This window comes from Agriterribacter sp. (assembly GCF_035444585.1).
Lineage (GTDB): Bacteria > Bacteroidota > Bacteroidia > Chitinophagales > Chitinophagaceae > Agriterribacter.
Genome location: NZ_DAOMOZ010000143.1, coordinates 1 through 12,862 on the forward strand (window position 1 = coordinate 1; position 12,862 = coordinate 12,862).

Annotated in this window: 10 protein-coding genes and 2 tRNA genes; 5 read left to right on the forward strand and 7 right to left on the reverse strand. The window is 43.8% G+C overall.

Going from position 1 to position 12,862, the window contains the following annotated elements; translation table 11 throughout:
* A partial coding sequence (locus PLH26_RS14690) for a Gfo/Idh/MocA family protein (RefSeq protein ID WP_324586787.1) occupies positions 1–515 on the reverse strand: 515 nt, incomplete at its 3' end.
* A gap of 134 nt (positions 516–649) precedes the next feature.
* Between PLH26_RS14690 and PLH26_RS14695 the strand changes: the two genes are divergently transcribed.
* Entirely contained in the window at positions 650–1,471 is an 822-nt protein-coding gene (locus tag PLH26_RS14695; RefSeq protein WP_324586788.1) for a sugar phosphate isomerase/epimerase family protein, read from the forward strand.
* A gap of 10 nt (positions 1,472–1,481) precedes the next feature.
* On the opposite strand, the gene PLH26_RS14700 is transcribed toward PLH26_RS14695, so the two are convergent.
* Entirely contained in the window at positions 1,482–1,742 is a 261-nt protein-coding gene (locus tag PLH26_RS14700) for an acyl-CoA-binding protein (protein WP_324586789.1), read from the reverse strand.
* Positions 1,743–1,831: 89 nt separating this feature from the next.
* Between PLH26_RS14700 and PLH26_RS14705 the strand changes: the two genes are divergently transcribed.
* From PLH26_RS14705 to lepA, 3 genes are all read left to right on the forward strand, one after another.
* Positions 1,832–2,830 (forward strand): sterol desaturase family protein, encoded by a 999-nt coding sequence (locus tag PLH26_RS14705; RefSeq protein ID WP_324586790.1) that lies wholly within the window; start codon positions 1,832–1,834, stop codon positions 2,828–2,830.
* A 468-nt stretch (positions 2,831–3,298) separates the two neighbouring features.
* Positions 3,299–6,799 carry a polysaccharide lyase family 8 super-sandwich domain-containing protein gene (locus PLH26_RS14710; RefSeq protein WP_324586791.1) on the forward strand — a complete coding sequence of 1,167 codons (3,501 nt, stop codon included), beginning with the start codon at positions 3,299–3,301 and terminating at the stop codon, positions 6,797–6,799.
* A 193-nt stretch (positions 6,800–6,992) separates the two neighbouring features.
* A complete protein-coding gene (gene lepA, locus PLH26_RS14715; RefSeq protein ID WP_324586792.1) occupies positions 6,993–8,786 on the forward strand; it encodes a translation elongation factor 4 in 1,794 nt (597 codons plus the stop codon).
* Positions 8,787–9,014: 228 nt separating this feature from the next.
* Here lepA and PLH26_RS14720 read toward each other — a convergent pair whose 3' ends face one another.
* On the reverse strand, positions 9,015–10,214 hold the full coding sequence (locus tag PLH26_RS14720; protein ID WP_324586793.1) for a phosphoglycerate kinase: 1,200 nt from the start codon (positions 10,212–10,214) through the stop codon (positions 9,015–9,017).
* Between the two features lie 200 nt (positions 10,215–10,414).
* The gene (gap, locus tag PLH26_RS14725; protein WP_324586794.1) at positions 10,415–11,428 is read right to left on the reverse strand and encodes a type I glyceraldehyde-3-phosphate dehydrogenase; all 1,014 of its coding nucleotides are present in this window, start codon (positions 11,426–11,428) and stop codon (positions 10,415–10,417) included.
* Between the two features lie 200 nt (positions 11,429–11,628).
* Between gap and PLH26_RS14730 the strand changes: the two genes are divergently transcribed.
* Positions 11,629–11,700: transfer RNA gene (locus tag PLH26_RS14730), tRNA-Glu, on the forward strand.
* Between the two features lie 345 nt (positions 11,701–12,045).
* On the opposite strand, the gene PLH26_RS14735 is transcribed toward PLH26_RS14730, so the two are convergent.
* The 3 genes from PLH26_RS14735 to PLH26_RS14745 all read right to left on the reverse strand — a co-directional run bounded on the left by PLH26_RS14735 (position 12,046) and on the right by PLH26_RS14745 (position 12,745).
* Positions 12,046–12,297 (reverse strand): GIY-YIG nuclease family protein, encoded by a 252-nt coding sequence (locus tag PLH26_RS14735; protein WP_324586795.1) that lies wholly within the window; start codon positions 12,295–12,297, stop codon positions 12,046–12,048.
* Between the two features lie 87 nt (positions 12,298–12,384).
* A complete protein-coding gene (locus PLH26_RS14740; RefSeq protein ID WP_324586796.1) occupies positions 12,385–12,708 on the reverse strand; it encodes a GIY-YIG nuclease family protein in 324 nt (107 codons plus the stop codon).
* Positions 12,669–12,745, reverse strand: a tRNA-Ala gene (locus tag PLH26_RS14745). The genes PLH26_RS14740 and PLH26_RS14745 overlap by 40 nt, the downstream gene beginning before the upstream one ends.
* Between the last annotated feature and the right edge of the window lie 117 nt (positions 12,746–12,862).

Sequence of the window (12,862 nt, forward strand, 5' to 3'; positions counted from 1 at the left end):
ACGATCCTGCCGGTTGCTTTGGCTTTTTCGTGTATCAGCCTGCATTCCTCTTCCGTAAGCGCGATGGGTTTCTCCAGCAATACGTCATAGCCTGCATCCAGGGCGCGCAAGCAGGGACCAACATGTAAAGCATCAGGCGTTGCAATGATTACCGCGTCTGCAAATTTCTCTCTGGCAAAAACAGCTTCCCAGTTGTAAAAACGATTCATTGCAGGTATGTTGTGCTTACGTGCAAATCGTCCGTTACGCACGGCATTCTGGTCGGCTACTCCGGTTATTTTTAATTCTCCGGGATGAATGAGGGCATAATCAGCATATATGTTTCCCCTGTTGCCTGCTCCGATCAAAATAGCCGAAACCGGTTTGCTGAGCGGACGGTGTAAGGGGTTTTTATAGATATCCTGTTTCAACCCTAACAGGGCTGCAATTTCTTTCCAGGTAAGGATAATGGATTCTGTTGCCTGATTAAATGTATCTATCGCTATGTTCCTGAATGAAAAATTTCTTAAAGGCATGAATGTAATTTTATATTCATCAACTGCACATATCCCTCTGTAAATTTAAAGATCATATACTAAATGGCAAATCAAAGCCTGATATCGGCATTCTAAAAAAATTGCTTACCTTAATTACAATAAATATAAAATCAATGCTATCAAGAAGGAATTTCATCCAAACATCGGCCATCGCTTTGTCTGCTTCTCCCCTTCTGCCATTGCCGGCTGCAGCAAATGCCGTGAACAAAAAAGAGTTTCTGCAAACCGGAATGGCAGGTTATTCTTTTGTTAATTACAATATTGATGAAACCATTGCCATCATGAACCGGGTGGGGATAACCAATCTTTCTGTTAAAGATTTTCATCTGCCGTTAAACAGTTCCCGGGAAACAATTGATAAAGTACTGGCGAAATTTAAGCAGGGTGGCATACAGGTATATACCGTAGGGGTTATTTACATGAAAACGGAAGCAGAGGTTGATCGTGCATTTGATTATGCAAAACGCACGGGTGTAAACCTGATCGTCGGCGTTCCGGGTTACGATCTGCTGCAGTATACAGAAAAAAAGGTAAAGGAATACAATATCAGGATGGCTATTCATAATCATGGCCCGGAAGACAAATTGTATCCTGCTCCAAAAGACGTGTATGACCGCATCAGCAAAATGGACAGGCGCATGGGTCTCTGCCTGGATATCGGACATGCATTTCGTGCAGGAGCCAAGCCGGAAAAGTCCGTGACAGATTATGCCGCAAGGATTTTTGACCTGCACATTAAAGACGTTACTGCCCCGAAAGCAGATGGCAAAGCAATAGAATTGGGAAGGGGCGCTATAGATTTCGTTGGCTTGATACAGGCTTTACGAAAAATACAGTACAAAGGTGTATGCAGTATAGAATTTGAAAAAGATATGAAAGACGCCTTACCGGGGATCGCCGAATCGGCAGGCTATTTAAGAGGAGTAATGAGCTGACAAAGCGCAGTCAGCTGCCTTTTAGTTTGTTTACGAGACTGATGTATTCCTGCATTGCCGCTTCTTTTGTTTTTCCTTTTATGCCCAGCCACGCTTCATGCTTGGCTTTAGCAACAAAATCGAAGGGGTTAGACGGAGGTCCGGCAGTATTATCGCCTTCGGTTGATTGTTTATATAAAGAGTAGAGTTGAAGCAATGTTTCGTTACCTGGCTTTTCGGGTAGGATTTTACTATCTGCCGCAGCCTGCTCAAATTGTTGTTTCAATTGCATATGTCCGTAACTTTATGTAAAAATAGCAAGTCCCGCGCACAACAAAGCGCATGGTTTAAATATTTCATTCACCCTGAACTTTTCGTGACATGAACTTTTTGGAAACTCTATACAATGAGGTCATTGGTTTTTTTGGAATAGGTGCACTCATCAATATGTTCAAATCGGGCGACTACAGCCAGCTGCTCACACTGAAAGGAATTATTGGCGCCATTTCACCCCTGATCCCACTCCTGCTTATCATTGAGATCATCAGAAGTGTGGCATATAAGAAATTTAAGGTGGAAGACTACAAAGTACCGTTCCTCATTTATGTTTTCAATCGTTTTGTATCGCGGTTCATATCCATAGCTGCTGTTGCGTTTTGTATTGGCTTGTTTGAAAAATACGCCCTGTTCAAAACTTCTTTTACCTGGTACTGGCTGATTTACGGTTATATCGTATGGGAATTTTCACATTTCATCTACCATTACCTGGCGCATAAGATTAGAATACTGTGGTGCCTGCATTCCACGCATCACGCACCTCAAACCATGAACCTTTCGGTTACATATACCCATTTCTTTCTGGAGGCTCCTTATGCTGATGTGATACGGACTTCGATCTGTATACTTGCAGGCGTAAACCCGCCATTGCTATTCTTTATCATGTTCATTGACGGCACATGGGGGGCATTTATTCATGTTGGGGAAAACATCATGAAAGATGGCCGCATGGGCTTTTTAAACAAAATTATCCTTACGCCCTCGCATCACCGGGTGCATCATGCGAGGAACCCGTTATACATGGATACCAATTTCTGCAACCTGCTGAATATATGGGACAGGGCTTTTGGAACGCTCGAAGATGAGCGTAAAGACATGCCTCCCGAATACGGCATTACACGCTCCATGAATGCCAACAGCTTTATTGACGTAAATTTTGGTGAGTTTGGGGTTTTGTGGAAGGATATCCGTCACGCACCGGGTTTAAAAAATAAATTATTGTATTTAATTATGCCCCCCGGATGGAGCCATACGGGCGAACATAAAACCGCGAAGACGGTAAAACAGCAATACCTGGAAACGCATAACCGATTGAAAGATTAATGTTTATACCATTGGAACCCATTTATCCAACATCCAGTGCTGCTCATAAAAATTTTCTTAACCCAGGTAACTTATACAGGTAACCTTATTTACACCAATTGTTGCACGATTATTGCACGGGGTCTTTTCATGAAAAGGTAAATACCGGAAAAAGACGCATGGCACGGTTTAACGACGAATAGTATATCCCTGGATTACATTACCTCATTCCATTCTTTCAAGAATTTCTGTAAGCGCAAAATAACGATTCCTTATCGTATGAGTTAACTGAGTTTTGATTACCGGAAGGATACATGATGTTTGAGTCTACTATTATGTATGTATACGTCCGTCCGGTAAATTTAAATTTTTCTCCTCATTTGTTGAGGATCAACAATTTACTAAGGTTAGAAAGAAGATCATATCATGCAAAAAATTAACGCTAAACCTTACTGCTATTTTTTACAAAAAACTGCAATCAAAAAAATATTGCCATTACACCAATTCAACCCTGCAAGCCTCCTGATCAATAAAATTATTCTTACCGGGCTGGCAATATTGCTAACATACACGGTTGGACATGCACAACCCGACCTGGAAGGAACTGTACCTTCAAATTACACTGCAAAAAAAGGTACGCTTTCCATAAGCGACCGCCATTACCGCCTGGGGACCGAATCTTTACGATGGGACTGGACAGCGGGTGATACGCTTGTTATTGAACTTAGCGCCAACGAACAAGAATATGTTAATGATAATCTGCTGATTTGGGGCCAAAATCACTTTGAGATGTGGGCCCACAATGAAACCCCGTCTCCCGATACGTTCGACGTGAAGTTTTTAAGTAAAAGGGATATCTATCAATTCCGGTTCCGGTTCAATATTAATTACGAAGGGTGGAGGAAACTGCAGCGCAGCTATCGTCATGATATGATAAAAGAGCTTGTAACATACGATCCATACTGGTGGAATGTTGTGCAGATCCATATCCTTGCACCGCAATCAGGCAGTGGTACTATATTCATTGACAATATGCAGTACATGCGTACTTCTGAAATGAAGTATGCCGACCGGCAAATGCCTGATTTAGCTGTATTAGCCTCCGAGCCCTATTATTCCAGCGATTTCTTTCACCAGTTGGATACACTTACACCAACGGTCCCATTGAGCCCTCCCACCGCAAAAGAGATTGATGATCTGAACCTTATTCGTGAGCGAATTAAAGCTCTTGACAGGGGAATGGCACCTTCTGCTTCCGAATTAAGCGATGCCAATGCACAATACGCCGCCTACAACGTAGTGCCTGACGGTAACCTCATTAAGGGAAAAGACATTTCTGATTTATCGGAAATTGATACCATGTTCGCCGTTTTTACCAGGAACTATATTCACAACAACAGTACCGATAGCAGGGATAAAGCAATCAACATCCTGAAACTGATGCTCGACAATGGTATTGCGGCAGGCAGCGGCAGGTGGTTTGCCGGAAACTCGTGGGGCTATGACGACATGCTCTTTTATAAAGCGCTGATCAATGCGGAAGATTTTATTGATGAAGATTTAAAATACAAGATATGGGATTGGCTGAAATGGAGCATGGGCATGAACATGGGATGGAATGAAAGTTCAGATGGTCTTTTTGACGAAGACAACTTCTATGTATTACAGGATGCTTTTTTATGCGTTATTTTGTTTAGTCCGGATGATGCACATGCTGTTCAGGATATTCAGCGCCTCAAATTATATATAGAAAGGTTTTTAAAAAATCAAAAAGGAAATACAGATGGCATGAAGCCTGATGGAACGACCTTTCATCATTACGGACATTACAATGCATACGCTTATTCTTTCCAGGCTATTATTGACCCCGTACTATACACATTCAGGGGCACTGACTTTCTGATAGATGCTGAAGCATATAAAAACCTACGAAAAGTAGTATATGCACAGTATTTAATGTGCAATACTATTCAATTCGCAAATAGCCTCACCGGCCGGCATGCATTTTTCTCGCCCATCACCTTTTCAGGCGGCTTTTTTACGAGGCTGGCACAAATTGGGGGTGAGATCCTGAACATGCCCATTGATCCTGTAGTTGCAGGCATGCGCACCCGGATATATGGAATAGACAGACCACCTTCGGGCATCCCGGCAGAACCTTTTCCTTCTGGCTTCTGGCAAATGAACTACAGCCCCCTGGCTATGTACAGGAGAGATAACTGGGCAGCCACGATAAAAGGCATTAATAACTATTTCTGGGGAACAGAGATCTCTACCGGCGCCAATCGTTACGGCAGGTACCAGAGCTATGGAGCCGTTGAAATTATGTATCCCGGCGGGCTCGCGGCAAGTGGCTTAACGGCTGCAGGCTGGGATTGGAACAAAGTGCCGGGAGCAACTACTGTTGTCCTGCCCTTTTCTCAACTGGTGGCGCCCGGATCTTACCTTGCAGAAAAAAACACCTACAATTTCGCTGGTGGAGTGAAATTCGGAACACCCGCTCCCAATGCACCATCTGATGTAATATTGGCCGATCTCCATGGCGATTACGGCATGTTCGGATTAAACTTTAAACAACCTGCTCCTGTATCCGGCTCCTCACACAACCCGGGTTTTATCTTCCGCAAATCCTATTTTTCCTTTGGTAATAAGATCGTGTGCCTGGGCAGCAATATCAACAACAACGATGGCGCCAATAAAACCATTACTACACTGTTCCAGGGAGCTTTGCCTTCTGCAGGAACACCAACGATAGTAGATGGTTCTTCCAAAACAGGTACTTCACAATCGGATGACCTTTCCAAAACAAGCCCTCACTGGCTCATTGATGCTTATAAAACAGGTTATTACGTAATGTCCGGCAACACCATACATGTGGAAAGGCAATCGCAAACCAGTCCCGACCAGTCGGGTTCAGGCGCTACTACCACTGCTAATTTTGCAAACGCTTATTTGGATCACGGCAATGCACCATCAGGCGCCGGGTATGCTTACGTTATTGCACCCAATACCACCGCAAATGAGATGGCTGCCTTTGCCACTGATATGGAGTCTTCGTCTACCCGTGCCTTTGATATCCTGCAGCAGGATACAGCCGCTCACATCATTCGCGAAAACGCAAGCGGTGTTACCGGCTTCAGCCTTTTCTTACCCAACGACAACCTGGTTTCCAATGATATTTTAAAAGGCAATGACATGCCCTGTGTTGCCATGATGCAGGTAAAGATTGATACGCTTCGTATTTCCCTGGTGAACCCGGATCTAAACCTGGTGAACAATATAAGCACAGCGGTTCCCATTACTTTAACGCTCTACGGTAAATGGTCAAAGATCCCCGACATACCTTCAGGTTATGCCAATGTAATATCGGCAGAACCAACGCAAACCATTGTTCAGTTCAATCCTGGCGATGGTTTACCTGCAGAGATCGCCCTCATTAAAAGCAATGAAGTGATCCTGCCGATTGAATTATTGTCTTTTTCAGGTTATACTGATCTTTCTGCCAGGCGAAATGTTCTCGATCTGAAAGTTGAAAATGACAATGAAACCGTTGACTACTATCTCGAACGCCGGAACCCGGATGGTGGAATATGGAAAATTACAGACAGCTGTACTTTTGCGGCAGCAACCGGCGAACAGGAATTTAGCTTTTATGATAATAATATTGATGCCCCTGCTTATGTGTATCGTGTAAAATGGCAGGAAAGTTCCGGGATGTGGCAATATTCCAATATTGTGCTGCTCAAAAACAAGCAACAAAATACCCTTACCATTGCTCCCAACCCGGCTAAAGATGAATTTGTCATTCGGCTCAAGCAACAGCCGCGGGGTTCTGTAAACTGGATATTAACCGATGCGTCTGGAAAAGCAGTAAAGCAGGGGCGCCTCACCAGTGCATCTGAACGAATATCCGTTCACGGGCTTGCTTCAGGCACCTATTTTTTACGATTATCAACCGGTGAAACAATGGGTATTTCAGTGATACGTTAAATTTGTTACCCGCATCGAACACCATATAATGATCCGGACAAAACATATCCGGGGTGCAGCTTCATCTCTGTTCGGTTAGGCATTTATTGGGAAGATGCCGCTAAACTCTCTCTTTAAATTGAGATCCAAATCACTTACCTTTGCCCGTTCAAAAAAAATAAAAAGGAGTTCCGCTTTAACAGAACAGGGATACATGAAGCATATTCGAAATTTTTGTATAATAGCACATATTGACCATGGTAAAAGCACCCTGGCCGACCGCCTTTTGCAGGTTACCAATACCATCAGTGAGCGGGAAATGATGGACCAGGTATTGGACGATATGGACCTTGAAAGGGAAAAAGGGATCACCATTAAAAGCCATGCTATACAAATTGATTATAAACATACTGATGCCGAAAGATATACGCTGAACCTCATTGATACGCCCGGGCACGTGGATTTCAGCTATGAAGTAAGCCGCGCGCTGGCCGCCTGTGAAGGCGCTTTGCTTTTGGTAGACGCAACGCAGGGCATACAGGCCCAAACCATCAGCAACCTTTATCTTGCTATTGACAACGACCTGGAGATCATCCCTGTTATCAATAAAATAGACATGGATGGTGCCATGATCGAAGAAGTGAAAGACCAGATCATTGAACTGATTGGCTGCAAACCGGAGGATATCCTGCTGGCAAGCGGCCGTACAGGCATTGGTGTGGATGGTATTCTGGATGCTATCGTAAACAGGATACCTCCTCCCGGGGGCAATCCTGCTGCTCCATTGCAGGCGCTGATCTTCGACAGCGTATTTAACAGCTTCAGGGGAATCATCGTGTATTACCGCATATTGAACGGCTCCATTAAAAAAGGCGATAAAGTAAAATTTGTTTCTACCAACCAGGAATACGAAGCCGATGAAATAGGGATCTTAAAATTAAAGATGACCGAAAAGGCGGAAGTGAAGTGCGGCGATGTGGGTTATATCATTACAGGTATCAAAAATGCCAAGGAGGTAAAAGTGGGTGATACCATCACCACATCTGTTAATCCAACACAGGAGATCATTAAAGGGTTCCAGGAAGTAAAGCCCATGGTATTTGCCGGCATCTTTCCTGTGAATACAGATGAGTTCGAGGAATTGCGCGATTGCATGGACAAGCTGCAGCTCAATGATGCATCGCTCACATTTGAACTGGAAACATCACAGGCTTTGGGATTTGGTTTCCGCTGCGGCTTTCTGGGGCTCCTGCATATGGAGATCATCCAGGAGCGCCTGGAAAGAGAGTTCAACCAAACAGTAATTACCACCGTACCCAACGTAAGCTTTATAGCTTATACCACCAAAGGAGAAAAGATCATTGTAAATAATCCCACCCAGTTTCCCGACCCTGTAAAAACAGAGCGGATTGAAGAGCCTTTCATTAAAGCACAGATCATTACCAAACCCGAGTATATTGGCAATATAATGACGCTGTGCCTGGGTAAAAGGGGCATGCTCATCAACCAGAGCTATCTTACTACTACCCGTGTTGAACTGATATTTGAAATGCCGCTTACCGAAATTGTATTTGACTTTTACGATAAATTAAAAAGCCAAACCCGTGGCTATGCTTCTTTCGATTATCACCCTATCGGTTACCGGGAAGCCGATATCGTAAAAATGGATATACTGCTCAACGGCGATAAGGTAGATGCATTAAGCGCTTTGATACACCGGAGCAAAGGACAGGATTTTGGAAGAAGGCTTTGTGAGAAATTAAAAGAGCTGGTTCCCCGTCAGCAATTCCAGATAGCCATACAGGCAGCCATTGGCGCAAAAATATTGGCCCGCGAAAACATTTCCGCCATGCGTAAAGATGTTACGGCAAAATGTTATGGCGGCGATATAAGCCGTAAACGCAAACTATTGGAAAAGCAAAAAGAAGGTAAAAAGCGTATGCGCCAGATCGGTAATGTAGAAGTACCGCAGGAGGCTTTTCTTGCCGTGCTGAAGCTGGAAGACTAAGCCTCACCCTCTTTTCCCTCTCCAACGCCGTAGAGTCCGGGGGAAATACAAAGCATCAAGAGCCAAATCACAAAAGTCAAATAAATACAGATGGTTGGAAACTTACCATGACAGGCAAAAAACCATAAACCACAAATAATAAACGATAAGCTCAGATTGAAACGGGTATCTCCTGGACGCTGCAACTTGGAACCCGAAGCCTGGATCTATTTCAAATATCAAATCTCCTTACAACGCCGAAACGGCAGCAATGCCCGGCAGGATCTTTCCTTCAAAATATTCGAGCATAGCGCCGCCCCCGGTAGATACATAGCTCACTTTATCGGCAAATCCAAACTGGTTTACAGCAGCCACGGAATCACCGCCGCCTACCAGCGAATAAGCGCCGCTTTCGGTAGCTTCAGCCACGGCTTCTGCTATGGCTTTGGTACCCAACTGGAACTTTTCCATTTCAAAAACACCCATCGGCCCATTCCACAAAATCGTTCGCGATTTTTTTATCACATTGGCAAATTCATTTCTCGCCAGCTCTCCTATATCCAATCCCAGCCAGCCATCAGGAATATTGTTACTGGGCGCAGAGGAGACTTTTGCTTTGGCATCAAACTTATCGGCAATAATAGAATCGGAAGGTAAATGAATATTTACCCCCATACCTGAGGCTTTTTGTAATAATTCATTCGCCATATCAAGGCGATCCTCTTCACAAAGCGAACTGCCTGTTTCACCACCCTGCGCTTTGATAAAGGTATAAGCCATACCCCCGCCGATGATGACATCATTGGCTTTCTTTAATAAATTTTCTATGATCAGTATTTTATCCGACACTTTAGCGCCCCCAATGATGGCGGTAAAAGGCTTTTCAGACTGGTGCAATACTTTTTCGGCGCTTTTTACCTCTTCTTCCATCAACAGTCCGAACATTCTTTTCTCTACCGGGAAAAACTTAGCGATCACAGCAGTTGAAGCATGCGCCCGGTGCGCTGTTCCAAAGGCGTCATTGACATAAATATCGGCAAGCCCCGACAGCTTTTCTGCAAAAGCCTCATCTCCTTCTTCTTCCTGCTTATGAAAACGAAGATTTTCCAGCAACAGCACTTCTCCCTCTTTCATCATATCGGCCGTTGTATACGCCTGCTCTCCGATACAATCATTGGCAAACAAAACGGTTATCCCTCCTAACAAATCGCTTAAATGCCTGATGAGCGGCTTTAATGAATATTTTTTTTCAGGGCCTCCTTTAGGCCGGCCCAGGTGACTCATTAATATAACCATGCCGCCATCATTCAGTATTTTTTTTATGGTGGGTACTGCAGCACGCATACGGGTATCGTCAGTAATTTCAAATTTATCATTGAGCGGAACATTAAAATCAACCCTTACCAATGCTTTCTGACCTTTGAAATTACAAGAAGTGAATTTAGACATATACAAAAAATTTAAAAACATGAACCGAAAGAGACGGGTATATATTCGCTTTGCCGGTATATAAACCGTACGCAATGAGCACTGTATACTGAAGCACAGAGGATACAGCAAATCATAACGGATATAATACATTATACCTGGCTGCAATGTACAAGCTGCAAAAAGCCACCATGATTACCGGTTGCCCGGAAACAAAAACATTATTTGCTGATGAGTTTGGCAAAATAATGAACCGTGCGCACCAACTGGTTTACATAGCTCATTTCATTATCGTACCAGCTTACTGTTTTCACCAGTTGCGTATCGCCAACCGACAATACCTTGGTTTGCGTGGCATCAAAAAGAGAACCATAGCTCATGCCAATAATATCACTGCTTACAAGTTCATCTTCATTATAGCCATACGACTCATTGGAAGCTGCTTTCATAGCTGCATTTACTTCATCGGCGGTTACTTTTTTACCCAGTATGCTGGTTAATTCGGTTAATGATCCGGTGAGAACGGGAACGCGCTGTGCAGTACCGTCTAACTTTCCTTTCAGTTGCGGTAGTACCAGGCCGATCGCTTTTGCAGCACCGGTGCTGTTGGGAACAATATTTTGTGCAGCGGCTCTTGCACGGCGAAGATCGCCCTTGGGGTGCGGGGCATCCTGGGTGTTCTGGTCGTTGGTGTATGCGTGAATGGTAGTCATTAAGGCCGAAACAATGCCAAACTTTTTGTCTAAGGTATCAGCCATAGGCGCCAGGCAGTTGGTGGTACAGGACGCGCAACTGATAACCGTTTCACTGCCGTCTAAAATATCATGATTTACATTAAACACGATGGTTTTAAGGTCGCCGGTGGCAGGAGCGGATATCACCACTTTTTTAGCACCTGCGGCAAGATGTGCCGAAGCCTTGTCTTTATCTGCAAAAAAGCCTGTACATTCCAGTACTACATCTACCTGGTGTGTTCCCCAGGGAATTTGTGAAGGATCTTTTTGTGCATATATTTTAATTTCATCACCGTTAACCACAATTGAATTTTCGGTTGCTTTAACCTCAGCATTGAAGCGCCCCTGCGCAGTATCGTATTTTAATAAATGCGCCAGCACCTTAGGGCTGGTTAAATCATTGACAGCAACTACGTCAATGCCTTCCATATTATATATCTGGCGGTACACCAACCGTCCTATTCTTCCGAAACCGTTAATTGCAACTTTTACTGTGCTCATTGTTCAATTGTTTAGCTTTTTAAAATGAGATGCAAATTTACGACATGAAATCAATAACAGTGAAGAAATGATTGAACCGTGTTATTTTATGCATGTAAAAACGCCGCTAAATGCAGCGGGCAGCGCAATTGCCGCCATTTAAGAAAAAGTTTTGGAGGGATATGCCTGTAACTTTATCTTTGCACTCCCAAAATTGACAAGGCCCGTTGGTCAAGGGGTTAAGACGCATCCCTTTCACGGATGAATCACGAGTTCGATTCTCGTACGGGCTACATTACCCGCCATAGCATCAGCAAAAGCGGGTTTTTTGTTTTCAGCCGCACCGGCTTCAATACAGATTATTTTTTCGTTCACTAAAAATCGCTTACAGGTACATTACATTTTTCAATTGGAAATTGACAATAGCTGAACACATCTTAACCCGGACGACTTAAACAGTTTTTTGTGTAGTAACGAAAGACAAACAACTGAGAATTGAAATAACTACATTACATGAAAGAAAATACTTCTGTCGCTTTCGGAAAATAGCGCGCATAAAAAAGACCCGCTGTGATATGGGCCTTGGTGGAGGTTACCGGAGTCGAACCGGTGACCTTCCCGCACGCCTGCGGGACGCTCTATCCAACTGAACTGATCAGCCATTCAATATATTTTCGGCTCTTTTTCTTCTTAATTTCACTTTCCCTTTTAACCGCCTCTTTGCGCGTTTCAAAAGCCTCCGAATAAACCAATTTCCAATCGTTCGCTTGTTTGGTCGATTTGCTTCCAGAATTATTATGCCTGAACAACCTGTCTTTCAAATTCTCAGTTTGACCTGTATAATATTGATCCAACGTGGTAGAATAAAGAATATAAACCGTGAATGACATAAAATGAAAAAGACCCGCTGTGATACGGGCCTTGGTGGAGGTTACCGGAGTCGAACCGGTGACCTTCCCGCACGCCTGCGGGACGCTCTATCCAACTGAACTGATCAGCCATTCAATATATTTTCGGCTCTTTTTCTTCTTAATTTCACTTTCCCTTTTAACCGCCTCTTTGCGCGTTTCAAAAGCCTCCGAATAAACCAATTTCCAATCGTTCGCTTGTTTGGTCGATTTGCTTCCAGAATTATTATGCCTGAACAACCTGTCTTTCAAATTCTCAGTTTGACCTGTATAATATTGATCCAACGTGGTAGAATAAAGAATATAAACCGTGAATGACATAAAATGAAAAAGACCCGCTGTGATACGGGCCTTGGTGGAGGTTACCGGAGTCGAACCGGTGACCTTTTGCATGCCATGCAAACGCTCTAGCCAGCTGAGCTAAACCCCCATATCTTTATAAGAACTTTTAACAGATCGCTTCAACCGGCGACCTTCCCGCAAGGCTGCGGGACGCTCTAGCCAGCTGAGCTAAACCCCCATATCTTTATAAGAACTTTTAACAGAT